General features: G+C 52.3%; 19 protein-coding genes and 1 tRNA gene. 6 read left to right on the top strand and 14 right to left on the bottom strand.

Annotated features, from left to right (window positions below):
- Window positions 1-31: 31 nt before the first annotated feature.
- Window positions 32-3088 carry a bifunctional lysylphosphatidylglycerol flippase/synthetase MprF gene (locus GA0061077_RS01395; protein ID WP_091847153.1) on the top strand — a complete coding sequence of 1019 codons (3057 nt, stop codon included), beginning with the start codon at window positions 32-34 and terminating at the stop codon, window positions 3086-3088.
- A 185-nt stretch (window positions 3089-3273) separates the two neighbouring features.
- Here the strand turns inward: GA0061077_RS01395 and GA0061077_RS01390 are convergent, their stop codons facing one another.
- Both GA0061077_RS01390 and GA0061077_RS01385 read right to left on the bottom strand, forming a co-directional pair.
- A complete protein-coding gene (locus GA0061077_RS01390; protein WP_091847580.1) occupies window positions 3274-3681 on the bottom strand; it encodes a Fur family transcriptional regulator in 408 nt (135 codons plus the stop codon).
- Between the two features lie 261 nt (window positions 3682-3942).
- Entirely contained in the window at window positions 3943-4251 is a 309-nt protein-coding gene (locus GA0061077_RS01385) for a YhbY family RNA-binding protein (protein ID WP_091847579.1), read from the bottom strand.
- Between the two features lie 272 nt (window positions 4252-4523).
- Here GA0061077_RS01385 and GA0061077_RS01380 point away from each other — a divergent pair.
- Both GA0061077_RS01380 and GA0061077_RS01375 read left to right on the top strand, forming a co-directional pair.
- Window positions 4524-4597 (top strand) — tRNA-Arg (locus GA0061077_RS01380).
- 415 nt (window positions 4598-5012) lie between these two features.
- Window positions 5013-6254, top strand: coding sequence for an ATP-binding protein (locus GA0061077_RS01375; protein WP_091847152.1), 1242 nt, complete (start codon window positions 5013-5015; stop codon window positions 6252-6254).
- 83 nt (window positions 6255-6337) lie between these two features.
- On the opposite strand, the gene GA0061077_RS01370 is transcribed toward GA0061077_RS01375, so the two are convergent.
- The 6 genes from GA0061077_RS01370 to GA0061077_RS01345 form a co-directional block, all read right to left on the bottom strand.
- Window positions 6338-7531, bottom strand: a complete 1194-nt coding sequence (locus GA0061077_RS01370) for an SLC13 family permease (RefSeq protein ID WP_091847151.1) — start codon at window positions 7529-7531, stop codon at window positions 6338-6340.
- Between the two features lie 397 nt (window positions 7532-7928).
- A complete protein-coding gene (gene dnaG, locus GA0061077_RS01365; RefSeq protein ID WP_091847150.1) occupies window positions 7929-10061 on the bottom strand; it encodes a DNA primase in 2133 nt (710 codons plus the stop codon).
- 85 nt (window positions 10062-10146) lie between these two features.
- Complete coding sequence (locus GA0061077_RS01360) at window positions 10147-11430, bottom strand: deoxyguanosinetriphosphate triphosphohydrolase (protein ID WP_091847149.1); 1284 nt, start codon at window positions 11428-11430, stop codon at window positions 10147-10149.
- 128 nt (window positions 11431-11558) lie between these two features.
- A complete protein-coding gene (gene alr, locus GA0061077_RS01355; RefSeq protein ID WP_091847578.1) occupies window positions 11559-12917 on the bottom strand; it encodes an alanine racemase in 1359 nt (452 codons plus the stop codon).
- A gap of 89 nt (window positions 12918-13006) precedes the next feature.
- Window positions 13007-13543 carry an N-acetyltransferase gene (locus tag GA0061077_RS01350; RefSeq protein ID WP_091847148.1) on the bottom strand — a complete coding sequence of 179 codons (537 nt, stop codon included), beginning with the start codon at window positions 13541-13543 and terminating at the stop codon, window positions 13007-13009.
- Window positions 13544-13607: 64 nt separating this feature from the next.
- Window positions 13608-14096 (bottom strand): S-ribosylhomocysteine lyase, encoded by a 489-nt coding sequence (locus GA0061077_RS01345; RefSeq protein ID WP_091847147.1) that lies wholly within the window; start codon window positions 14094-14096, stop codon window positions 13608-13610.
- 280 nt (window positions 14097-14376) lie between these two features.
- On the opposite strand from GA0061077_RS01345, the gene GA0061077_RS01340 reads away from it, so the two are divergent.
- A complete protein-coding gene (locus tag GA0061077_RS01340; RefSeq protein WP_159426895.1) occupies window positions 14377-15315 on the top strand; it encodes a DsbA family protein in 939 nt (312 codons plus the stop codon).
- 271 nt (window positions 15316-15586) lie between these two features.
- Here the strand turns inward: GA0061077_RS01340 and ileS are convergent, their stop codons facing one another.
- Window positions 15587-18967, bottom strand: a complete 3381-nt coding sequence (ileS, locus tag GA0061077_RS01335; RefSeq protein WP_091847145.1) for an isoleucine--tRNA ligase — start codon at window positions 18965-18967, stop codon at window positions 15587-15589.
- Here ileS and GA0061077_RS06825 point away from each other — a divergent pair.
- On the top strand, window positions 18951-19106 hold the full coding sequence (locus tag GA0061077_RS06825; RefSeq protein ID WP_159426894.1) for a hypothetical protein: 156 nt from the start codon (window positions 18951-18953) through the stop codon (window positions 19104-19106). The genes ileS and GA0061077_RS06825 overlap by 17 nt on opposite strands.
- 177 nt (window positions 19107-19283) lie before the next feature.
- On the opposite strand, the gene pflA is transcribed toward GA0061077_RS06825, so the two are convergent.
- The 5 genes from pflA to GA0061077_RS01310 all read right to left on the bottom strand — a co-directional run bounded on the left by pflA (window position 19284) and on the right by GA0061077_RS01310 (window position 25859).
- Window positions 19284-20165: a pyruvate formate-lyase-activating protein gene (pflA, locus tag GA0061077_RS01330; protein WP_091847144.1), complete on the bottom strand. Its 882-nt coding sequence runs from the start codon at window positions 20163-20165 to the stop codon at window positions 19284-19286.
- Window positions 20166-20379: 214 nt separating this feature from the next.
- Entirely contained in the window at window positions 20380-22755 is a 2376-nt protein-coding gene (gene pflB / locus GA0061077_RS01325; protein WP_091847577.1) for a formate C-acetyltransferase, read from the bottom strand.
- A 346-nt stretch (window positions 22756-23101) separates the two neighbouring features.
- Window positions 23102-23344, bottom strand: a complete 243-nt coding sequence (locus tag GA0061077_RS01320; protein ID WP_091847143.1) for a hypothetical protein — start codon at window positions 23342-23344, stop codon at window positions 23102-23104.
- Between the two features lie 110 nt (window positions 23345-23454).
- Window positions 23455-23973 (bottom strand): DUF4234 domain-containing protein, encoded by a 519-nt coding sequence (locus GA0061077_RS01315; RefSeq protein ID WP_234696457.1) that lies wholly within the window; start codon window positions 23971-23973, stop codon window positions 23455-23457.
- A 179-nt stretch (window positions 23974-24152) separates the two neighbouring features.
- Window positions 24153-25859, bottom strand: coding sequence for an NAD+ synthase (locus GA0061077_RS01310; RefSeq protein ID WP_091847142.1), 1707 nt, complete (start codon window positions 25857-25859; stop codon window positions 24153-24155).
- 145 nt (window positions 25860-26004) lie between these two features.
- On the opposite strand from GA0061077_RS01310, the gene GA0061077_RS01305 reads away from it, so the two are divergent.
- On the top strand, window positions 26005-26544 hold the full coding sequence (locus GA0061077_RS01305; protein ID WP_091847141.1) for a peptidylprolyl isomerase: 540 nt from the start codon (window positions 26005-26007) through the stop codon (window positions 26542-26544).
- Window positions 26545-26664: the final 120 nt, after the last annotated feature.

The following is a 26664-nucleotide window of genomic DNA, read 5'->3' as shown; positions in this document are numbered from 1 at the left end:
TAGAGAGGACTGAAGGGCAAAGATAGCAATCATGCAGAATCAGGAAAAACAGGGCACCGGTCGAACGGAAGCCGCACCCAAATCTTCGGCAGGAAACACAGATACAGCTATGCCACCAACTCAAGGCTCCACAACACCAAGGCAAAGCAAGGCAAGTAACGCTGTGGCCGGAAACAATCCGAATGAACTGAACTCAACCGGTTCACCAGCCGCAAATACGACTTCCCAATCCAAAGACGCAAAAAACAAAAACCACAAAAACCTCGGAAAGAAACCCACACGGGGCAGTTGGTCAAGTTGGCAAGTTCTGGGGAACGATCTGGCCAGTTGGATCAAAGCCCACCTGTTCTCAATCGTCGTCGCCGCAGTATTCATGATCGGCAACGTCACTTTTATGGTTTTCTCCACGGTACACCACCTGCATCAAAACGGACGACCCAGCTTCAAAAGCATGCTGATCGGCGGAGTACCAAATATCGCTCCCAGTCATCACTTCCAAGGACAGGATATCATCCTGTGGATTAAGGGCATTCTCTATTCCGCATTGCTTGTACGCAGCCCACTGATGATTGTGCTGTACACACTGCTAATCGCTGTCATTCTTTCCGTTGCACAATCACGAATGGGTGCGTTGAGAACAGCCTTTGCCTCGTTATTCAGTGCTTTCGTCGGCTCGGCCTTGGGCCTTGCCATCTGCTTGGCGGTGGACATGGCCATGCACAACTCGCAGCACGTGGAGCATCTGCCCGTATTGCTTTCGCCGCTGACCCTCATAGTGGGTGCTTTAATGGCGGAAAGCGCCTACGAATCAGCACTTTGGCGACGGCGTATTTTGCTCATTGGCTATATGACAATCGGCACGCTGCTTCTTTTCAGCGGCAATCCGGGTGACTACTGCACACTCGGAGCTGCGGTGGTCGGGCAAATAACCGGCCTCTTAATGCACGGACCAGTCTCAGACCATATCCATTGGTCCAATAGCACCGATTATGAGATTCGGCGTCTCTTCGCCTCCGCTCAATTGGTACTAGCCGTGGGACCATTGCTTGCTTTGACATCGACTTCACACTGGGGACCTCTTACCACGTTCGGCCTCTTTACTTCATCGATCTGGGGCGATTCCTCACTGCTGACCAAATGCAGCGCCAATCCTTCCGTGACCAGCTGCCTGGGACTGGTCACCAGCAAACAGCATTTGGCAATTGCCGGTTTGTGGCTGCACATGCTGTTGCCGATTGCAGCACTCGCCTTAGTGGCTTGGGGACTTTACCATGGTCGTCGTCTGGCTGCCTGGGTGAGCATCGCAGTCAACGGTGCGGCCGTGGTCTTCGCTGTGCTTTACTACGTCGTTTTCCCATTCACCGTTACCCCTACAAACCAGAACCTGGCGGCTCGATATAATGTTATGCCGGCATTCGTCACTACGGCCTTGCCTCCACTCGTACTCATCATTCTTACCATCCGTGAGCTGTCCCATTTCAGCGTACCTACCGGATTGTCGCGAATCTGGCGCGGTATCGCCGCAATAGTCGGCATGTTGCTGGTCACCATTTTCGCATATGCAGGTTTTGCGCTGGCAGCCCCGCAAGATTTCAAACCACGGCCCACCGTCAAGCTGATGCTGTTCGACATGTTGCGCAGGCTTTTGCCCACAGGATTTGGCGGTCGTAAATCACCAACTCTTATCGTTGCCCAAACACGTTTGGCGACACTGGTCAGCGAAGCCCTTACAGTGGTCTTCTGGCTTACCGTACTCATCGTTTTCATTCTTTGGTTCCGCGACCATGTCACCTCTGATGAGCGCGACCGAGACAAAGCGGAAGCACTGGTGACGTCGGGCGGTGAATCCATGAGCTTCATGGTTACTTGGGAAGGCAACCACTATTGGTTCTCCCCCACAAAACGTTCAGGCATCGCCTACCGTGTTACCCATGGCATCGCTTTGACAGTAACCGGCCCATTCGGAGACCCCAGTGAATATATGGATGACCTTCATGCTTTCACCGCGTTCTGCGATACCAACGGCTGGTCGCCCGCGTTCTATGCTGTCCATGAGGATCAGCGTAGGGAACTCGAATCGTTGGGTTGGTCATCAATTCAGGTCGGCACGGAAATGGTGATTGATCCGAACAAGTGGGAAACTCGAGGCAAGAAGTGGCAGGACATTCGTACTGCAATCAACAAAGCCAAGCGCGACGGCATTACGGATGTACTTACAACCTATGATGCTGCAGGCTTTACCATCGATCAGCAAATCGTCGAGATTTCCGAACAGTGGGCCCAACTTAAGGCATTGCCTGAAATGAAATTCACACTGGGAGGCATCGAGGAGCTTCGCGACGACCGCGTGGCACTGCTGTATGCCATAGACTCTGCGGGCGAGGTTCTGGGCGTCACCAGTTGGTTGCCAACTTATCGAGACGGACGAGTCATCGGTTGGACACTTGATTTCATGCGCCACAGAACTGATAGCCCCAATGGCATTATGGAGTTCTTGATTGCGCGAATGGCTGAGCGGTTGCGCGACGAAGGACAGGTCAACCCTACCAACGCTGTCGAATTCATGAGCCTTTCGGCCGCCCCGCTTGCGGGTATGAACGAGAAAGTCGCAACTTCAAACAACACCGGAGAACAGGGCAAGAAGAAGCAATCCAGCAAGGCCGAAATATCCACCGATAAAAACGACAGCGCCAAGAACACGGCGGACGGTAAAGTAAAGCAGTCCGCACAGTCCGACGATGCTTCCAAAGACATGGGCATTAAGGTTTCCAAAAATGGGCCAGGCTCTGAAGTATCCACTTCCAAGAATGTCCAGAAGTCAAAACCGACCTCACCGACAGGCACGGAAATCATCGAACATACCTTGCAGATTGCTGCTGACGTTCTTGAACCCGCGTATGGATTCAAGTCCTTGTTCTTCTTCAAGAAGAAGTTCCAGCCAAGTCCGGCGCCGATATACATTTGCTATCCTGACTCAGCAAAATTGGCGCAAATAGGCTTTGCCGTAGTAAATGCATATGTTCCGGAGCTCAAAACGAAACAGGTCGTTGAAATCATAAAAACCATGACCTCTACGGACAAACAATGAATCAGCCGTCTCAGCGATCTTCGAGAAAAAGTAACGGCTTCTGATTCAATGGAGGGCCGTCCCGATAAGCAAGGGGCGCCCTCCACGTTGTTTAAGCCGTCATATCACAGTGAAGCATCAACGACCTTTGTTCCCGCGACCTTCAAACACCCAAGAAAATACCGCAGAAGTCCTCTCTGACGATATTAAGCTTCCCAACGCTGGCAATCCGGGCAGATGCCGAATACCTCCAGGGTATGGGAATTAACACTGAATCCATGTTCCTCAGCGACGCTATGTACCCACTGCTCTGGAGGCTCTATCTCTATAGTCCTGCCACAATGCTCGCAAACGAGGTGATGATGATGTTCACCATCCTGGCAGATGCGAAACATTTGCTGGTCATTGAGGTGAATGATATCCGCTTTACCGTCGTCAGCGAGCGCATTAAGCTGACGATAAACCGTGGAAAGTCCGATTCCTTGTCCTTCCTCGTTGAGGATACGGTGAAGACCCTGGGCAGAAACGAAGTCATCACATCCTGACAGGGCTTTGAGCACCGCATCCTTTTGCCTTGTATGCTGGGTTCCCCGTCGACCACGACGAGATGACATTGCACTGCCCACTCCGGCCTTCCTGTCATGTCCATCGGTCAACACAGTCGCACAACCTCTTTCATCACTGCCATCCATCGAAACATAAGCTCTGCCACAAGGCGTCAAACGAACGTCAGGCACTACAAACCAACCATAGCATCCGGTTCCATCGGGTTGCGAATCCTAAGACCTTACAATTCCATGTTTCCGTCCACAAAACCGTGAAGAAACCATCAAAAAGCCACTAAATAGCGCTCTTGCTAGTAGCCGCTCGTTCAACTAGCGCGCCAACTCTATTTTGTTGGCGCTCTCTTTTTTCGAAGGTCTGTAAAGGACGAAACGGTGACCAATCACCTGCACAAGAGCAGCACCCACCTGTCCGGCCAATGTCTCCCCGACCTCCTTCTCATCTACTGGGCAACCATCCTGCACCACACCTTTAAGCAACTCATGGGATTCAAGAGTTTCGGACGCCTGCTTCACAGCGGCATCCGTAACTCCGTTCTTGCCGATCCACAGCATCGGGGAAATCTTGCTTGCCAGAGCCTTCAACTGCTTAATCTGTCGCTTGTTCAGCCTTGTTGCCATACCGGATTCCATCCCCCATTATTGTCAATCGCCATACGCGATCTGCCACCATCTCATCCAAGTCGGTGGCGTTCAGCCTCTTGCTTGATACCATATCCCAACGGCTCGTCCAATGTTCTTCGAAAGCGATTTACCCAGCGTCCTGCACCAATGCGAAACAAGCAAAACACCATACGGATCAGCAGATCCGAGATACTCGAAGACTCGTACTGGCTCGCTGTAGTGTCGAACGCGTGGCACGTCAAGCATACTGATACAATAAGCATTTGTTTGGCCCCGTAGCTCAGTTGGATAGAGCAACTGACTTCTAATCTGTAGGTCGCCGGTTCGAATCCGGCCGGGGTCACCTGCGAAATCCCTTTAGCCGCAACGGTTACGAGGGATTTTTTCATTTCTGTTTTTGCAGTTAAAAAAACCGTGTGCCATATTTCCGATTTTAGGTTTGACGCGCAACAACACACGATCACTTTGGGAGATTATTGCTAAGCCGTCTCACCGATCGCCATCATATACATGGCACATTGTGTTTACCGTCCCCTCAGTTTTGAAGTACTTTCTCAAGGCCGGCAACCATCTCCGCACTGTAGCATTGCCAACATCAATCGAACGACAAGAACTGCTTCACAGCACAATACGTAATATATTCAAAAAATCAGTGCCATCATCGAATGGTCATACATTAATTGCACAAGAGCCCAATTATGGCGGAATCACTATGAAAAACACCGGAGCTGTCGCAAAGTAACGATAAACTCTAGCCCATGAATATGGACTCGGAAACGCCGCAAACAAACGGCGATAAGGCTTGGCAAAAGACAATGCCTCCCCAAAACGAGCTCCCCTTCGACCACCGTTCCTGCACGAGCCGAGATCTGACCTTTGATTTCGCAAAGTCTGCATTTAGATCAGCAGGAATCAAGTGGACAGATCAGAATCTTGATCGCCTTCATCTTTTCGATACGCAACAGCAAGCAACCAATACCGCACTTCTGCTATCCGATCAATGTCCCTACCTCATTAAATGCGCAGTGTTCAAAGGTGACACTAAATCGAAACTGACTCGGCGACAGAACCTGTCCGGATCGCTGCTTGCTCAAATCAATGCAATAATGACGTTCCTCAATGCATGCATCCCCGAGGCAATCTGGCCGGAAACCGCACTGCGCGAATCCGTTATCAATGCCGTGCTACACCGAGATTACGACAAAAACGGTCCTATACTTGTCAGCGTTTTTGCCTCAAATATCGAAATCATCTCCCCCGGTGGACTGGTTGACGACTTTGAAGTGAACGATCTGCTTAATGGGGTGAGTGAACCACGCAACGCATGGCTTGCCGACGTCTTCGAAGCTTTGAACCTATGTGAAAACTATGGCACCGGAGTACAACGAATCCTCGATTCGTACTCCCAGAGCCTCGCCAGCCCGCAGCTTCGCGTGGGCCCAGGATCGGTGGCGATGATTTTGCCCCGACCGGTGTCAGAGTCGTTCTGGCCCGACCCTCGAATTGACGATGAAACTACGCAAGACACGTTCGATGAGTCCAGCAGCAACGATTTTCCCACCGATTCAGGAAAAGCCAAACGGTACGCTTTCCCATCCGGAGGTCATCTTTTCACCACAGTTCCTTCAGAGGCACTGACGGGCAGCCGAGTACTAAGTGCAGCTTCATTGCCATCATTGATTTTCGCAGGCGCTAAGGCATATCAGACCGCAGAAAGTCGACCCATGCCATTGTCGCACGACCGTTCTGCGAGCATTCCCCCAAACCAGGATCCATCATCTTCGGACGATTCTCAATCAGCGCATTTGCAGATTGAATCCATAGACGAAATGACGATGGCACTTATCGCAGAGCAGGGAAAGCCGCTGAGCCGTAAGCAGATTCAGTCGAATTTAGGAACCGATGCGGGACAAACATCGTACGTATTGAAAAAACTCGTCAAGCAGGGCAGACTGCGACAAATCGGACATTCGAAAACCGCCAAATATTCATTGTCCTGAAGACGCTCCGCGGCTCGTCAACCAGCCACGAGGCATTGATGGAACCACAAACAATCCCATAAACACTCACCAAGTCCGTACCATTAATCGATAATAAACGCGAGACTCAACAGCACAGCCAAAAACAGCACATTGACCATTGTGTAAATCAGCAGATACCTGCCCTTTTTATTGGGGTATTTGCGAGCAACCTGCTGATAGGAAATCAGTGAAGCCATCGAAGCGATCAGCGTTCCCAACCCACCAAGGTTAGTCCCGATGATGAGCTCACGCCATTGACTACAGAAACCAGAAAGCAGAATCGATGCCGGTACGTTGCTGATGACCTGGCTTGAAGCAACGGCCACCTCCAAAGGATGCTGACAAACAATGGACGCCACATAATTCGAAAATTCCGGCACCCTGCGCATATTTCCGATGAAAACGAAAAACATGACGAACGTAAGCGGCAAATTCCAATCAACCTTACGAAACGCACGACGGTCACAAAACAGGAAACCAACAAACACAACCGCACACATCAACGACAACGGAATCGTGCCAACGACCGTAAGCGTGCACACAACGAACAGCACCAAATACACCAAGATGCGCCATCCACCGTAACCAGCACCGTAGTCAAGCACACGCACTTCATCGGGGCTCTGTCCGCTTTCTGGAGCAAACAATGACTGTTCGATACCTTCAGTCCCGATGTCTTCGAAATCCGCGCCACTCGCCCGCCCATGGAACATAACAAAAATAACAACGGACAGCAATATGACCGAAGCGAGTGAGAAAGGGCCCATGATTTTAAGAAACTCGATGGTTGACAGCTTCGAAATCGACTTGAAATAGAGGTTGTGGGCGTTGCCTACCGGAGTGAGCATGCTGCCTGTATTGGCCCCAATGGTCATCAAAGTGACCACAAGAACGGTTTTATCCTCCATTTTTGCCATCACAAGAACCGAAATGGCGAAAGGAACGAAGGTGACCAATGCGACATCGTTGGTTACAAACATTGCCGAGAAAAACGTGAGCGCCACCAGCAGCATCACGAGAGCACTCTTGTTGCGTACATGTTTCAACAGCTTGGTTCCGACAATATGGAAAACACCGATGCGCTGAAACCCGCACACAACCAGCATCAGACAAACCAGCTGGGAAATGGTGTTCAGATGGATGTACCCGAGATACTGCCTATCGGGCGGAACGATGAAGCATGAAATGATGGCAAGTATCATTGCCATCACGAGAACGGTGTTATTCTTCAGTTCCTTGACTATCCAGTGTCGCACCCGTTCACCAACCAATCATCGACAAAAGACACACGACTGGACGACCATCTCGCATCGATACCGCCCAATCCCACGCAGAAGTTCGCGACGAGCACTTCCCCATGCTGTCAGTCATTTCTTTCTCATCCATCAACCGGCCACCCAGACCGGTAAAACACACTGCATCTCAACTGAGATGATAGCAAAATCCGTACTCATTTTACTTGCTATTGCCTGGCGACTGGCACCCAAATATGACAATAACTATTCACAATGACCATTTCTGCCTATATCACCAATACGCCGAGGTAATTCACAGAAGAAACCTCTCCTGCGTCCCTCTGCGACTTACCAATCATAAAAAATTTGAAACAGACTGCATCAGCGCAACTTTTTACGTCTGCACTGGCCGAATACACTATGCCACGTTGTTTCCGTAAACCTGCGTCTTCAAATCCTTACGAGCGGTTTCCATATCGGTAATTTTGCCAAGGAGCTTGATTTTTTCCTCACCATCAGCAAGCTTCGCCATCTCACGCTTGGCGGAACCGATACGACGCATATAACCGACATCGAGCAGACGAACGGTCAACTCTGAAGCATAGCGGCGTTCTTCATCACTCGGCGTCTTCAATCGAACCTCCTCCGAGTTGTTGACACCCGTCTTCGATGCGTCTGTATTGCGACCACCATCGGAGCCAAGAGACCCGCTCGCACTGCCAGCATTACCGTTCTGGCTATCCTCTCCCGGCAGAGGCAGTGGCATAACGGCAAGCTCATTGATGACCTGTTCAAGCATCGGCCCCCCGGCTTTGGTCAGTTTGTGCAACCAAAGACCCTGTGGAGTGTCTTCATGAGGCAGACCGTCAGCCGCCATAATCGCTTGGAACAGGGTACGGAAAACCGGGGTCATGAAATCACCCAAAGTCAACTGGGCAAAAGCGTTCGGGTCAATAGCCAACGGCACCTGAATCAGCACGGCCATGAACTGTTGCTCGCAAACGAATACCGCATCATCGACGCGGAAATAGGATTGGTCAGCGGCATCACGATGTTGCAAAGCCTTCTTGGCGGCGGGGTTGGCATAATCATTTTCACGGTTTTTCCCGTTCGGATCATAACCGTTGACATTGTATCGCTTGGACACATACGCATCATCGTCGGACACATGAAGCTGGCGCCTGGCCTGATCCACTTCGCGCCGCATGATGTCAAGATCCACGCCAATACGTCGAGTTGCTTTGCGGGTATAGATATCCAGCAATGACCGGTCTCGAATCTGGGCGATGAGCGGTGCAGCCGCTTTTACTGCACCCATCTGCCCTGTGGTGTATGACGTATCGAATCGATTTATTGCCGTATCGATAACAAAATCATACAATGGCTTCGCCTTCTTGACTAGCGAGTGGACAGCCTCATTGCCCTGCTGAATGCGTAAATCGCAAGGGTCTAAGTTATTATCGGCAACAGCCACGAACGTCTGCGAAAGGAAGGCCGAATCAAGCCCAAACGCATGAATGGCGGCCTTCTGACCCGCCGCATCACCATCAAAAGTGAACACAATGCGAGAGCTCAGCGACTGGCCATCGACCTTCAATGGACCGACGAGCTGAATCGCTCCCAAGGAATCGTCAGAAATCAGACGACGAATGATTTTGGCGTGTTCCTCACCAAAAGCCGTGCCGCAAGTGGCAACCGCAGTATCGATGCCTGCCAGATGGCAAGCCATCACATCGGTGTATCCCTCGACGATGACAACCTGTCGTTTCTTAACAATATTGGCTTTGGCTAAATCGATGCCGTAAAGCACCTGTGTCTTATGATACAGCTGGGTATCGGGAGTATTAATGTATTTGGCATTGACGGTGTCGTCCTCATACAGCTTTCGCGCACCAAAACCAAGCGTGCGTCCCGTTGAATCTCGAATGGGCCAGGTGACACGTCCTCGGAAATAGTCATAGATGCCACGTGCTCCGCGTCGTGCCAGACCGGCATCGATCATCTCTTGCTGAGTAAAGCCTTTGCCCGCGAGATAGCGAACGAGATTATCCCAGCCCTGAGGGGCATAACCACAGCCAAACCGTTCGGATTCAGCCTGGCTGAAGTTGCGTCCACCCAAAAGTTTTCGAGCTGCAAGTGCCTCAGGCGTAACAATCTGAGAGACAAAGAAGCGCTGGGCCTCCTCATTGGCCTCTAGCAAACGTGCACGTTTCGATCCATGGTGTTCATTTTTACCACCGGAATCATTAACCCGATGAAGCTCAATATGGTATTTGTCGGCAAGCAGCTCCACAGCCTCTCGAAAATCGATGTTTTCCTTATGTTCGACATAGCCGAAAACATCACCGCCGAGTCCGCAGCCGAAACAATGCCATACACCAAGGGATGGGCGGACGCTGAAGCTGGGCGTCTTTTCATCATGGAACGGGCATAGCCCTACGAATGCACCGGTACCGGCGACTTTGAGCGCCACCGTCGATGAGACGATATCATACAAATCGGCGGCAGCGCGCACCTTCTCGATATCTTCTTTCGCAATCATTCCGACCATAACTGTCCACTGTACAGCGCACCGTGGTTTTTTGTATCCTTAAAGTCTACAGGCCGTTTGAGGTGTACGAATCCCAAACCACGTTCTAGCAGATAAGTGAGTGAAGTGCCATGGCCGAACCATCCGTAAGGCTTGCCACTTGATCTACAGCCACACGCAATCGCTCATCGTCGCTGGTAGCTTCATTCCAGTCATCTAGAAACACCGGTTCCAACGCGTTGGATGGATGTGGGGAATCAGCCATAAGCACATCGACCAGGTCTGCCACAATCTGCTGCTCACGCTCATGCAGTGGCTCGCGTTCGCGAGGAGCCATGACAAAATAGACAGCGATGCCCTTGAGTGCAACTATCTCATAATTTGTCTGTGCGGGAATGACGACATTGCCGAGGTAGCGTATGAGTCTGCCCTGACCGTATCGTTCTCGTGTGGCGCGTTCGACAGAACCAGCGAAACGACCGATGAGTGAACTGGTTATGTTTTTGAGATTCGCCAAAGCTTGCCGCGAACCGTTGAAATGGGAAGGGAACATATCCAACTCTTTTAACCGTTGCAAGGCATTAAGCAGTTCATCGGCATCCCATTGGGGACCGTACCATTCGCGAGTACTTTCCACCACACCGTCAAGCACACGAGAATCGGTCAAAGCAAGCGGGTTGAACGCTCCTGTGGCGATGGCATCCTCCACGTCATGAACGCTGTACGCGATGTCGTCGGAAAGATCCATAACTTGGCATTCCATGGGTTTTGCATCTTTTGGCGCATCTTTTTTCAGCCAGTCGAACACCTCGACATCGTCGGGATACACGCAGAATTTCGCGCTGCGTTCCCCTTTCGGATGTTCGGCAGCCTCGGCAAGCGTCCATGGATATTTTACAGCAGCATCGAGTGAAGCCCGTGTAAGGTTGACTCCCGCCGAATGACCGTCGGCACGAAACACTTTCGGTTCAAGTCGCGTCAATAGACGAAGGGTCTGAGCATTCCCTTCAAAACCGCCGATACCGGAAGCGATATCGGACAAGACCCGTTCACCGTTGTGACCAAACGGAGGGTGACCGAGGTCGTGAGCAAGACAAGCACAATCGACCACGTCCGGGTCACAACCCAGCATGGATCCAATCTGCCGACCAATTTGAGCGACTTCAAGCGTATGGGTCAACCTTGTCCGGGCGAAATCGTCAGTACCGGCCACCAACACTTGGCTTTTTGCCCCGAGTCGACGCAATGCCGAAGAATGGATGAGGCGGGCGCGATCACGTTCGAAAGCTGTACGGGACTGCGACTTTGGCGGCTCGTCGGCCCAACGCTCCTCATCGAAAGCGCTATATCCTTCTTCGACCAGCCTCTCGTCGGCATCCGCTGCACCCATCCCCGTCATATCTATCCTTACACCTATCGCCTTATTTCCTCTCACCGTAGCATGAAATCAACCAGCTATTCGACGACGTACTGTTTGCCATGACACCGCATCCGCCACTTCATTTCGGCAATCGACGGTCACAGTATTGTTTTAATATTAAGCTTTCGCACATCACGTGCATCAAGAATTTCATTGGCGTGCAGGTAGAGCCGCGGGATGCGGGCACATAGGCAGGCGAAAATTTCATAGCTGATGGTACCTGCGGTCTTGGCCCAGTCATCGGCCGTCGGCTCTACAAACTCCTCGCCTCGCCCCGGACCGAACAACTCGACGGTATCACCTTCCTGCACACCGAGCTTCATTGCATCCCCATGCAAATCAATGATGAACTGATCCATACAAACCCTGCCTGAGGCACGCATCAGCCTAGGGCCATTATTCGTCATGACGCGCACAGGCCCTCCCAGCTTTTCAATATGCTGGGAACCGGCTTCATCAAACCCGGACGCTGCACGATGGATGCCGTCTGCGTAACCTAGCGGAACAATAGCCGCACTGGTTTTTTGATCGGTGATATAGGTCCTCCCGTAGGAGATCCCTTCCCCTGCTTCAAGATCTTTGACTGTACCCAACTGCGCCTGCAAAGTCATCGCAGGTTTCAATCCGAACTGCGAAGGCGTCCCCATCGATGGATCGGCTTCATAACCGTACAATCCGATACCCGGACGAACCAGTTCAAAATGAGTCTCCGGACGAGAAAGCGTGGCTGCAGTGTTGGCAATGTGGCGAATACGTGGCGGAATGCCGGCTTTCTCCATACGTGCGGTTAACTGTTTGAAACGTTCAAGCTGATCATCGGTAACCTTGACGAATTCCGAAACGTCAGGGGCATCAGCAACAGAAAAATGGCTCCACAAGCCTACAATGTCAAGCACACCTTCCTTGGCTAGAAGCACAAGCTTATCAAGCGCCGCCTGAAACTCATCCTTCGTAAAGCCGTTACGTCCAAAACCAGTATCGACCTTGACATGCACTCTTGCAGGAATGCCTATTTTTCTTGCAGCATTGGCTAAATCGTCGATACCTTCAAGCGACCCCACGGAAACGTCAATGTCACTGGCGATCAGTTCGGAAAGCGGCGCATAACGGCCGTTGTACATCCACGTAAGAATATGGCATCTACTTGAATTGATACCGGCCATACGCAACAGCAAAGCCTCACGGGGCTGCGCGGCGCCAAGCCAAGTCGCGCCACCAGCCAGAGCCGCCAGTGCCGAAGCAATGAGCCCGTGACCGTAACCGCCGGCCTTGACCACCCCCATCACTTCCGTTCCGGATTTGGAACCTCCGACAACATCGACGAGGTGACGCATGTTGTCTCGCATTGCCTTGAGGTCAACAATGGCCTGTCCGGGATAACGGCGCAACGCAGCACTATAGTTTGCTTTGCCAAGCGTGGAGGAAAACGGCCACGGATCCAATGCGTTCAATGTCATGCCTCTATTTTCTCGCGCATAGGTGACGAAAGCAAACCACATCTAGAAAATAGGCTTAGAATGACACGTCTTCCAAGGATCATGTAAGCTTATCGATCATGCCGCTGATAGGCAACGCGCACATCAGGCTCGTCGGTGACATTCATGACATGAATAAGCCCGCAACGCTTAAACCCTTCGGTTTCGAATATGTGCTGCATAGCAAGATTGTTCGGATGCGTATCACAGCGAACATTACCATATCGCCCGAGTGCCCACTGCAAACAAGCCTTGGCACTGTGACGAGCGAGACCGGAAGCGGCGAGGCGATGCATGGTGACGTATTCGTCATCATCCAGCCATTCGCCTTCGATTTCGGCGTACGTAGGTTCCTCACCTTCGCACATCGCAAACTGAGCCAAGATCCGTTCGGAACCGCCGTCCCCCATACTGTCCACCAAGAGCATCGACCGCCCCTTGTCGATATCCTCACGAATAAGCTGTTCCGGCGGCCATGCACTCCCCCATTGCGTGGGGTTGCCGTTGGCCGCCATCAGTGCACGCGCACGCTCGAAATTACGTTCCATCGCACCGAAATCAGCTTGCACCGCCTTACGAATACGTTCGTTCAGCTCACGCTCACCCATGGAATCGCCTTACCTTACCCTAAAAACATCGACGTCTCGTAGAATTGATACCCAAAACCACGAATCAGACCGCTTTACGGACGTACGGATCAGAGCTGATGCCTTCTTCAAGGATTTTCTTGCACCATTCTCTGGCGCTGAACAGGCTGTGATCACGGTAATTGCCACAACTCTTGATATCAGTGGCCGGCACGTCATCCCACGTTGCCTTATAGGCGATGAACTCAAGCGCTTCCTTAAGGGCCTTCGCCACATTCTCGGTGCTGTGCTCGCCCCAGGTCAGCAGATGGAAGCCGGTGCGGCAACCAAACGGGGAGCAATCAATGTAACCCGGAATACGCTCGCGCAGCAACACCGCGATGGTGTGCTCGATGGTGTGCAGACCACCGGTAGGAATGGCGTCCTCGTTAGGCTGCACCAAACGCAGGTCGTAGTTGGAGATAATGTCGCCGTTAGGCCCCTTTTCGGTGTCGATGAAGCGCACATACGGTGCCTTCACCTTGGTGTGATCGAGCTTGAAGCTTTCCGGTTCCAGCTTGATTTCCTCAGACATGTTTTTCCTTTCAATCGAGAATGAACACTACTCGTATGCTAGTTCGTGGTAGATATATTGCAACCGAAAACACCAGTGGACGAAATGGCCTGACCGGCACGGCCCTAACCACTTTTCGTACATGACGACTTATGAACGATCACTATTAACACGAAAATGCAATATTCCCATAACCGAAGAGAGCCGAATATACTCCAGTCTCGATAAGATTGGACGAATATTCATGCCCTATGTACATTACATAGACAATTTCACCGCCGAACACAGGGAGATTGCCAACATGGTAAATGCGAACCAACAGGGAAACACTGGAGAAGCGAGCACAGCAGTCAATGAAAATAGGTCAGCGGAATACAACATTGAAGGCAATTTGAGAAAGCCGGAAAAACGGCGGACGATGACGGTTCTCGCAATCATTGCAGCGGTGCTCGCAGTGGCGATCGTGACCGTTGCCGGGTATGGCTACTGGGAAAGGCAGCATGGTGAGGAACGTGCCTACCAGCGGCTACAGAAACTTTCGCAGAAGCCCGTAGGTATGAACGACCAGGGCGGCTTACCGGCATTCAAGGCAAGCAATTACAATCCAGAAGCTCCCAGCGTCGATATATATGTCGACTACTTCTGCCCGGATTGCGCCGATCTGGATCATGTCATCTATCCTACGCTGAAGAAGCTCGCCGACGCACGCCAGATCAACGTGTATTTGCATCCGGTCAATTTCCTGGATGCCAAAACCAAAAATCATTACTCCACCCGTTCGGCGACCGTAGCAGCCTATATTTCCTCACATGAGCCGGATACACTTCTCGATTTCACGAAGGCAATGTTTGCCGACGATTTTATGCCCAGCTCAAAGAACGGTAAGGACATCACCGATAAGCAGCTGTCGGACCTAGCCATACAAGTCGGTGTGAGCAAATCAACGGCTGAGGCTGCAACAAACGGCACCTATAGCGACTACGTTACAAGGGCTACGAAATATACGCTTCTGCATAAGGCTCTTTTCGTCGACGTTGGCAATGAACATCGTTTCTCTTCACCGACCATCGTCATCAACGGTGCCATGTGGACTTACCGTGATATGGAAAAGCTGGAGAATACCGATCCGGCGCTGATTCACGTTCTAGGTCTGGAGCCACAGGACGTCGGCAATCCAAAAGCGATTCCTTCCATAGGTTCGCACAGCAAGGCGCTGCCGATACCCATGCAGTACCTGTAAACACAGCTGCCAGCCCCTGCTAAAGCATTCCAAAACCGCCCACTGAGACCATCTTGGTGGGCGTTTTCTTATTGAGAACTGCAAACACACAAGACAATCGTTCGCATCGGCAAGAAGCAGACGGCACAGCAGTTTCGACACTCGTAGATGCAATGAGGAGCGCCACCCAAAGATTCGAGCGGCGCCCCTCATCATCATCGGTCACGCAAGCCTCCCCCAAGTCGCTAGCCACCGACTCGGTCTTTCATTGTGGAATGACCGGCGATGCATATCAGGCATTGACTACTGTGACACCAAGTTCCGTGATAGATGCGTCGGCGTTAATGTTCAGCGTCGTGGCAAGCGTCTCATGAGCAATCAGGTCACGGAACTGCTCCGCCTTGTGAGCATCGCCAGCAGGTACATCGAGGGTGAGGCTGATGCGGTCGGCGATGTCAAGATCGGCTTCCTTGCGAGCATCCTGCACGGCACGGATGACGTCGCGGGCGTAACCTTCTGCAACAAGGTCATCGGTCAGCCCGGTGTTAAGAATAACGAAGCCACCACTGGGCAACGCGGACGAAACATGATTTGCCTGTCCTTCGGCACCGACTTCCTCAACCTGATTGATGAGCGTGTATTCGCCCTCTTCGAGCCTTACTTCGCCGTTGGGGATCTCAACCACGGGAGCACCGGATTCGTCGATATGCCAATCGCTGGACTTGGCGCTCTTGATGGCGAACTGCACCTGTTTGCCTAGTCTCGGCCCCGCCGCCCGCGCATTGACCTTCAGATCATGAACAATCTTGAGACCCAACTTGCTCGCATCAGCAAGAGTTGAGAATTCAACGTTCTTGACGTTGAGTTCCGTCTTAAGAATGCTGTCGTAGGGAGCCACGGCATCAGGATTTTCAACCAACACGGTGAGACCGGACAACGGCTGGCGAACACGAATCTGGCAGGATTTACGCAATGAAAGCGTACAGGATACGACTTCTCGCACCTGCTCCATTGCGGACACCAAAGCTGGATCATCAACCAGCACTCGTCCAAGCTCGGTTTGATTGCCCTGGTTGAGTTCCTCAGCAGACTTGGCGCCGGCACCGACATCATGCGACTGCTCGTCCTGTGCGGTGACAAACGGCCATTGAGCAAGATGCACCGATTCCCCACCAGTCAGTCCGCGCCAGATCGTCTCGGCCTCCATCGGCGCAAGCGGTGCCATCACACGCATCAACACTTCAAGCACCGTGTAAAGTGTGTTGAACGCATTGGCATCCTCGCTCCAAAACCGTTCACGGTTGTTGCGGATGTACCAGTTGGTGAGCATGTCAATGAAGTCCTGCACCTGAGAGCATGCATCGGAAATCACAAAAGTATCAAGCGCATGCTCGACTCCGACCACGAGACGGCGTGTACGAGCCAACAGGTAACGGTCCATCTGCGGCAGGCCGGAAACCTCTTCCGGACGCAATGCACGCGCATCGAAGCCCTTGCCTCCATTGGCTGCGTTTGCATACAGCGTGAAGAAGTAGTACGAACTCCACACCGGCAGCAGCACCTGGCGCACCGTATCACGAATGCCGTCGGCGGTAACAATGAGGTTGCCTCCACGCAGAATCGGCGAAGACATGAGGAACCAACGCATCGCATCGGAACCGTAGTCATCGAACACGCCGTTGACGTCCGGATAGTTGCGCAAATGCTTGCTCATCTTCTGACCGTCGTCGCCAAGCACGATGCCGTGGCAGATAACGTTCTTGAATGCGGGCCTGTCGAACAGAGCCGTAGCCATCACGTGCAGCACATAGAACCATCCACGGGTCTGGCCGATGTATTCGACAACGTAATCCGCGGGGAAATGCTGCTCGAAGTATTCCTTGTTTTCGAAGGGATAATGGAACTGCGCGAACGGCATGGAACCGGATTCAAACCAACAGTCGAGCACGTCCGAAATACGGTGCATGTGTGATGAACCGGTCGGATCATCGGGATTGACGCGTGTCAGTTCATCGATATAAGGCCGATGCATGTTGATCTTGCCTTCACCGTCACGTGGATAATCACCGAAATCAGACTTCAACTCGTCCAACGAACCATAAACATCGACACGCGGATACTTCGGATCATCGGAAACCCAGACCGGAATCGGGGAGCCCCAGAAACGGTTGCGCGAAATCGACCAATCGCGGGCATTCTGCAGCCACTTGCCGAACTGACCATCCTTGACATTTTCGGGAATCCAGTTAATCTTCTGATTGTTTTCGAGCAGGCGATCCTTGATCTTCGTCACAGAGACGAACCACGATGAGACCGGCTTGTAGATCAACGGCGTACCGCAACGCCAGCAGTGCGGATAGGAGTGCACATAGCTTTTCTCTTGGAACAGCAGCGCGCGATGATCCTCGGAAATCCGCGCCAGCGGACCAGTTCCATTACGCAAATCGCGCAGAATCGGTGTGTTGGCATCGAAGACGTACTTGCCCTCATAATCAGGACAGACAGCTGTGAACTTGCATCCGTCGTCCAACACATCAATGGAATTGACGTCATTGGCGTTCAGCGTGTTCATATCGTCTTCGCCGTAAGGTGCCTGATGAACCAAACCGGTACCTTCGGTAGTGTCGACATAGTCGGCTGCAAGAATCTGATATGCGTTGGGTCCTGGCACATGGCCTTGGCTCCCAGCCTCGTCCCCAGCAAAATAAGGGAAGACCGGCCAGTAGCGGCGACCAACCATCTCACGGCCCTTCAGTTCGCGAATAACCTCATAGTTTTCGCCAAGTTCCTTGGAGTAAGAACCAAGAAGTGCCTTGCCTATATAGAACTTCTTGCCGGCAAATGCTCCTTCGGTCGGCTTGACTTCGACGTAATCGATGTCATCTCCGACGACGATGAGGAAGTTGGTGGGTGTGGTCCATGGCGTCGTCGTCCAGAAAACGGCGTAGGCATCCTCTTCGTCACGCATTTTGACAGCCACGGAAACGCTGATATCCTGACGATCCTGATAGACATCGGCATCCATACGCAACTCATGCGCAGAAAGCGGCGTGCGGTCCTTGGGGCAGTAGGGCAGCACCCGATACCCCTTATAGGCCAGGTTCTTTTCATAAAGCTGCTTGAACGCCCACATCACAGACTCCATGTATGTGGTGTCAAGCGTCTTGTAGCCGTGCTCGAAGTCCACCCAACGCGCCTGACGGTGGACGTAGTCTTTCCACTCGTTGGTATATTTCAGCACGGATTTGCGGCATGCGTCATTGAACTTCTCAATGCCCAACTGCTCGATCTGATCGACTGATTCAATGCCCAGTTCCTTTTGGGCCTCGAGCTCGGCCGGCAGACCATGTGTATCCCAGCCAAAGACACGGTTGACCCTGCGACCCTTCATGGTCTGGTAACGAGGAATAACATCTTTGGCATAGCCGGTCAGCAGGTGTCCGTAATGCGGCAGGCCATTGGCAAACGGAGGACCATCGAAGAAGACGAATTCGTTGTCGCTGTGGTCGCCGCTCGGATTGCGACCAACGGATTTATTGAAAGTGTCGTCCTTGTCCCAGTAGTCGAGCACCGAGCTCTCCATCGCCGGGAAGCTTGGATTCGACGCGATACGAGTATCGCTTTCCCCCGCCGAAACCTTGGGATACACATGGGAATTGGTGGATTCACTCACCGCTTTCTCCTCACTATGGCAGAACACGTTCAACTACCACGAGGACGATGACGAACGTGCACTGATTGCACGACGTTACCGCGGTACCACCTCGCTTGCCGCTTCCCATCGTCTAAGCGCACAGGACGCAACCGCTTGAAGTACGGGCTGTCTCGGGCCCACCCGTCGGTTCTAATAGGCCGTCCAACAATGAACCGCCGTTCTTCCGAAAGCTCCCCGCCGATAACGGATCAGCACTTATGGAACTACCATAGCACCGTGCAACGATTGCCGCGGACGCTGTGTCCGATGGATGAACATGATCACGTCCGGTCAATTAGTAGACCTTAAAACCGTGTGTCTCGAACTGCGAACGAACCCGCTGCTTCAGCCCCTTGGACGGACTTTCCGTATGCTCCAACGGGTACGGGATATTCATCTCATGCCATTTCGGGCGGCCGAGCTGATGGAACGGGAGCACATCGATATGCTCCACCGCACCCCGAAACGTCTCACAGATGTTGGCCACGTTCTCGACGTTCTCCACACTGTCGGTAAGACCAGGAACAAGCACGAATCGTACCCATATTTTTTTGCCTGCCTTGTTGAGTCGCTGACCGAATTCAATGGTCGGCGCCAACTGGCTTCCGGTCACCTCATAGTATGTCTTCTCATCACCGGATTTGACGTCCAACAAGCACAGGTCTACATCTTCGATCATCTCATCGGTGAAGTTCTTGCTCAGGAAACCAGAGGTGTCAAGACAGGTATGGATACCGTTCTCGTGCACCGCATGGAAGACCCGAGACACGAAAGCCGATTGCATCAGTGATTCACCTCCGGAGAAGGTGACGCCGCCGCCCGTATTCTGAAAGACATCCTTGTAGCGGGTTACACGCTTAATCATGTCTTGAAGATAAACAGGCTTCCCATCGCGCATTTTCCACGTGTCCGGATTTTGGCAGAACTGGCAACGCAGAGGGCAACCGCTGAGGAAGACGGTCATTCTGGTTCCCGGACCATCCACAGACGTATTGATATCCCAGGAATGAACGAATCCTATATCACCGGTTCGCAAGGCGTCGATACGATCATGCCGATCAAGGCCGATGGGTGATTCAAAGCCGGAAAGACCACCCATCAAGATATGTTTCGCATATACCTTCGATTCCTTGAGCATGTGCTGCGTCGTAGTCCTGAATTGAACGGCGTCGGACATCATACCTCCTTACAAGCCTGTGATTGCAGGGCTTCGGATTCCATCGAGAGAACCCTAGTATTCGGTTCTTTCCACCATACTCGGTGAAAGAGCGTTCTTTTCTGCGCCAAATTCTTCTTTGACAGGCAAACATGCAAGCCAAATATCGCTTGAAGGGACGGAACTGACGCCCCGTCCCTTCAAGACTACTTATTCACGGATTTTCATCAGGGTGTCACTCAGTGACGGATCCTTGGTGGAACGTACGGGAAATAACGTCAAGCTGCTGCTCTCGAGTGAGCTTGACGAAGTTGACGGCGTAACCAGAGACACGCACGGTGAGGTGCGGGTACTTTTCCGGATGCGCGACGGCGTCCTCAAGCTGCTCCTTACGCAGCACGTTGATGTTCGCGTGGTAGAGACCGTGGCCGTTACCTGAATCTAGGATACCGACGAGGTTGTTGATACGCTCGTCCTCATCACGACCAAGGCCATCAGGGGTGATGGTGTTGGTCAAGGAGATGCCGTCGAGTGCGTCGTTGTAGTCGATCTTGCCGACCGAGAACATGGACGGCAGCATGCCGTGTGCATCCATACCATTCTCCGGGTTGGCGCCGGGAGCGTAAGGCTCGCCCTTCTTGTGTCCACTCGGGAAGGCACCGGTGTTCTTGCCATACTCGACGTTCGAAGTGATAGTAAGAACCGACTGCGTCGGAACCGCATTACGGTAGACGGGAAGAACCTTGATCTGACCCATCACCGTGGAGACGGTCCACTTGGCAAGATCATCGGCGCGATCGTCATCGTTGCCGTACATCGGGAACTCACCGACGGTGCGGTAGCCGACCACCAAATCGTCATCGGCACCCTCAACGTACTCTGCCTCATGGCCTTCGAGGTTCTTCGCATCCTTGTTGTAGATGGGGTAAACCTTGGCGTACTTAAGCGCCGAAAGCGAATCGGCAGCAATCGACAGACCGGACATACCGCAGCCGAGCGTACGGTATACTTCCTTGTCGTGCAGAGCCATTTCGATGGACTCATACGCATACTTATCATGCATGTAATGGATGATGTTCAGCGCTTCAACATAGGTCTCCGAAAGCCATTGAAGGGCCTTCTCGTAATTATCCTTGACCTTCTGGTAATCCAAGGTTCCATCGGATTCGGGAGCAATCGGACTGATAACGCCCTTGTCGATAACCTGCATGCCGGTCATCTCATCACGGCCGCCGTTGATGGCGTAGAGGAGGGCCTTCGCGGAGTTCACACGAGCACCGAAGAACTGCATCTGCTTGCCAACGCGCATCGGGGAAACGCAGCACGCGATGGCTGCGTCGTCGCCCCAGTGGTTACGAATGTCGCGATCGGACTCATACTGGATGGCCGAGGTCTCGATAGAGATGCGAGCACAGAAACGCTTGTAGCCTTCAGGAAGCTTTGCATCCCAGAAAATGGTGATGTTCGGCTCAGGCCCAGGTCCGAGGTGGTCAAGGGTCAGGGTCGCCAGAAGGCGGAATGAGGTCTTGGTGACCATATGTCGACCATCATCAGCGAAACCTGCATCAGACCAAGTGGCCCAGTAGGGATCACCGGAGAAGATGTTGTCGTAGTCCTTGGTACGCAGGAAACGAACAATACGCAGCTTCATGACAATCTGATCGATGAGCTCCTGAGCGTCGATCTCGGTGATCGTTCCGTTCTTCAGGTCACGCTCGAAGTAGCAGTCGAAGAACGCGGAGTTGCGGCCGAAGCTCATGGCCGCACCATCCTGGCTCTTAATGGAGGCGAGGTAGCCCATGTAGGTCCACTGGACGGCTTCCTGAGCGTTCTGTGCCGGGCGGGAAAGATCAAGACCATACTCGTTGCCCAGCTGGATAAGCTCCTGCAGAGCCTTGATTTGGTCCGAATGTTCTTCACGGAAACGAATCCAGTGCTCGATCTCGGTTTCGGTGAAATCGTTGCGATAAGGAATCGAATCCTTGTCTTCCTTCTTACGAGCGATTAGATAATTGACACCGTAAAGGGCAACGCGACGGTAATCGCCGATGATACGGCCGCGGCCGTATGAATCAGGCAGGCCGGTAAGAATCTTGTTGTGACGTGCAAGCTTGATGCGCTTGGTGTAGACGCCGAAAACACCATCGTTGTGCGTCTTGCGATACTTGGTGAAAATGGTCTTGATTTCAGGATCGGGTTCTTTGCCGGCCTCGATAAGAGCCTGCTCGACCATGCGCCAACCACCGTTCGGCATCATTGCGCGCTTGCAGGGTTCATCGGTCTGAAGACCGACGATGACGTTGTCATGTTCCTTATCCATGATGTAACCGGGGCCGAAGTTGGCGATACCGGCAGGAACGTGGGTGTCAACGTCATAGACACGCTGCTTGCGTTCAATTGCGAGCTGGTTGCGATCGAGATACTCCCACATTTCCTTGGTCTTGGCAGTGGCCTTTGCAAGGAAAGACTCGTCACCATCGTACGGGGTATAGTTCTTCTGAATGAAATCGCGAACATCGATTTCTTTCTGCCAGTTTCCATCAACGAAGCCGTTCCAGGCCTTCGTCTGAAGTTCCTCTTGGGAAAGGGCAATCTGACCTACTGCAGTCATGCAACACTCCTTGATCGTGAAGCAACGCATCTTCACGTTGCGCTCCTTATCAATTGTAGAGAGATCTACGTCACAATACGCACGAATATATGTGAGCTGAATCACTTTTGTGACTATTGGCACAAGAAAACTGGGCAGCGCGCCAAGATTCACCAAAAGCATCTGTGGGAGCGACCCCACTTCGATAAGCCTCACACCCGAAAGCAGGTGCGCGTTTCAAGTCCATGCTACGCGCACCACATTTTCATTTTCCAACGAAAACAACATGGGGGACGACGATTGTCGCTATCCCCCATGCATTCTCAATTATTGCCACAGGCTGGTCCGCTCTCTGACAAACCGGCACTCAGACACCACGGTCGCGGTCATCGCCACCGCCCCACGCATCCCATTTACGATTTTCCTCATCCCAAATCACGTTGCGCTGGCCCGCTTTTTCCCAAGCCCGTTCGGCCTCTTCATACGACCGATAGGGACCAAGACGCTGGTCCATGGGTGAAATTTTGCCCAATTCAGGACTTTTCGTAACGGTGTTGAAATACCATTCGCCTTCGGTCTTATCTTGCACACTCGCCTCATTCACATCCATCGGACTCCACCCAGTTGGATTCATCTCAACCCAAGTGGGTGGACATTATCGAATGACTATTTTACGCGCGAGAGCGCCCAAAAAAGCAAAACCGTCAGACAAGAACCTGCTCAGCCTCGCTGGTTGTAGTCGGCGCAGAGCTCGTTCATCGCGCGGAGATACTTATACCTGTACACAAAGGGGCCAACGATGATGAGCAGTCCAAGAACTTTCCAAAGCCAGAAATCAGAAGCAGACAGGTTGCGGGCATGACCACGACGTTGGAGCTCGCCTCCAATCCGGTCGCTCATGTTGTGATACCACACCAGCCATCCGATACCGAGCGTAAGACCGCCAATTACGAAATACATGGCGGGATAGTTCACAGTTTTCTTGCCGTCATATCGACTGGCGATGACATTAAGCGCATCCGTCGAACTTGTCATGACAAAGAGACCATAGAAGCCCAAAGTAATGATATTCAGGAATATCCATTTCAACAGGCTGCGATTTGTATTCAGCTGGGCAACTGGTGCCGCGCTGACTTCTTGCTGATACTGCTGCATCCCTGGATTGGACAAAGCCCCTTGCGAAGCTGTCTGCAAATCAACAGGAGTCGAAATGTCGAACTCAGAGATTGAATCTGTCATGATTGATACCTTTCTTCTTCACTGGCCGAATAGTTACAGATTTTCCGACCAAAGCAGAATGGTAATTAACCCTACAGATAAATAGACAGATAGCTGATTATTATTAATTTTAAATTATGCAGTTGTTAGTTCTCCTCATACTCTGAGCATACAGCGCCGACCGATTTCAGAGCATGCGATCAGTCAGTGAACGCGCTGGTAATGGGCAGGCGACGGTCACGTCCAAAAGCCAACGAAGTCACCTTAGGGCCGAGCGGATATTGACGACGCTTCCATTCAGCACCGTCGACCAAACGTATCACTGTATTTACGGTCTCTTCGTCGAATCCGTCTCTCAATAGACTCGCACGACCATGGGCTTTTTCGATATAGGCAGCCAAAACTTTATCAAGCAACTCATATTCAGGCAGGGAGTCAGAGTCTTTCTGACCTGGTCGCAATTCGGCACTCGGCGATTTCTCGATACTGGAAATAGGAATCATCACACCATTTGTAAGCGGCGTACCGGCTTTTCCACCCTCATTGCCAACAATGCACAGTCCACCTACACCGATGCCTTCAGCCGCGGCCTTATTACGCCAGCGCGACAGCTCCCAGACACGCGTTTTCAGCAGGTCTTTGATGGGAGCGTATCCACCCACCGCATCACCGTAAATGGTGGAGTAGCCACAGGCCAACTCCGACTTGTTGCCGGTAGCGAGCGCCAAAAGCTTCTTGGAATTGGAATAGGCCATGACAATCACTCCGCGAATGCGGGCCTGCAGATTTTCAGCCGCGATTCCATCCAGACCCAGCTGGGATTGGAATGCCTGGAACAAGGGTTCGATGGGCTGGATATCATAATGAGCACCGATGTTTTCAGCCAGTTCGGCTGCATCATCCTTCGAGCCGTCGGAAGAATACATGCTCGGCATGGACACACCTTGGACGTTCTCGCCACCTACCGCGTCGGCAGCCATCGCAGCTACAAGCGCCGAGTCGATGCCACCGGAAAGCCCAAGTACCACGCCACCGAAATGGTTCTTGGTCATGTAATCCTTAAGCCCCAAGACACAGGCCGTGTATATTTCCTCGTCCGGATCACGCCGATCGGCAACACTACCGACTGTTTGATGCTCCATATCGGGATCAAAATCGAAATAACTTAGGTCTTCAACAAACATAGGCGAACGCTCGATAAGAGTACCGTCGCTGTCCACGACAAAACTACCTCCGTCGAAAACCAAATCATCCTGCCCGCCTACCTGGTTGAGATAAATTACGGGAGCATTCACTTCCAGGGCACGGCGTTTTGCCAAGTCGAACCTAGTATGCGTTTTACCTTCCTCATAAGGCGAACCATTGATGGTGAGCAATACGTCGATGCCTTGGCCGGCCAATTGTGCGACAGGACCACCATCCTGCCAGATATCTTCGCAGATGGCGACACCGATCTTCACTCCGTCAATGTCAAGAACAACGGAACGCTCCCCCGCCTCGAAAATACGGAATTCGTCAAAAACGCCGTAATTGGGCAGAAAATGCTTGTCGTATGTGGACGACACCGATCCCGAGTGAAGTACCACCAGCCTGTTCGTTGGCTTGCCATCGACATCAGTTGCCGAGGAAGTACCCACTGTGCCGACCACTACATAGAGCTCGCCCAGACCTTCTTTTTTAAGCGCCTGAGCCAGTTCATTCGCCTTGTCCGCCGCAGCTTTACGGAATGTGGCGCGCAGGGCGAGATCCTCAATCGGATAGCCGGTCAAGGTCATCTCCGGAAAGACAACGACTCGAGCGCCCTTGAGCGCGGCCATGCGAGCATATCGCAAAACAGTGGAGGCATTGCCTTCAAGGTCTCCTACGCAGGTATCAATCTGGGCCAAAGCAAAACGAAGTTGAGTCATGCTCCCATCATACTCGGCTACCGGGTTAAATCCTGTTCGTGCTCGACGGCAACTACGTCTTCCAGCCAAGACAAAACCGGCGCCACTACGGATGCCTACAGGCTTTATTAGAACGCGGTCGGCGACAGGTGGAAAAATAGGACGTATGACTAATGTAATCATGCATACAACCGAGGGCGACATTGCCCTGAGCCTTTTCGATGACAAGACTCCCGAAACCGTACAGAATTTCTTGGGCCTGGTTACAGGCAAGAAAGAGTGGACCAACCCGGAGACCGGCAAATCATCAAATGATCCGTTCTACGATGGACTCACTTTCCACCGCATCATCAAGGACTTCATGATTCAAGGCGGTTGCCCGCTAGGCAACGGCAGGGGCGGCCCAGGTTACAACTTCGATGATGAAATCGTCGATGATTTGAAATTCGACGAACCTTTCAAACTGGCCATGGCCAACGCAGGTGTGCGTCGTGGACGCGATGGCAAGATTCACGGTACCAACGGATCGCAGTTCTTCATCACCACAGTACCGACGCCGTGGCTCAACGGCCACCACACCATTTTCGGCGAAGTATCGGATGAGGAAAGCAAGGCAGTCGTCAAGAAGCTTGAGGCCGTTCCCACCGATCGCAGCGATATGCCTCTTGAACCGGCCGGCATCGTCTCGATTGAAATTGTGAAGTAGCCTTCTTTCAAAGTACTCTTCAAAAGAAGGTCCTGCATCGCTGCGAAAAGTGGCGCAGGACCTTCTTCTACTCTCGTTCGCATTCCCGCAAGCGTCAGATCCCTATGACAGTCTTACCTA

The organism is Bifidobacterium commune (assembly GCF_900094885.1).
Lineage (GTDB): Bacteria > Actinomycetota > Actinomycetes > Actinomycetales > Bifidobacteriaceae > Bifidobacterium > Bifidobacterium commune.
The sequence above is the reverse complement of the archived record's forward strand: the minus strand, read 5'-3'. Positions and strand labels throughout refer to the sequence as shown.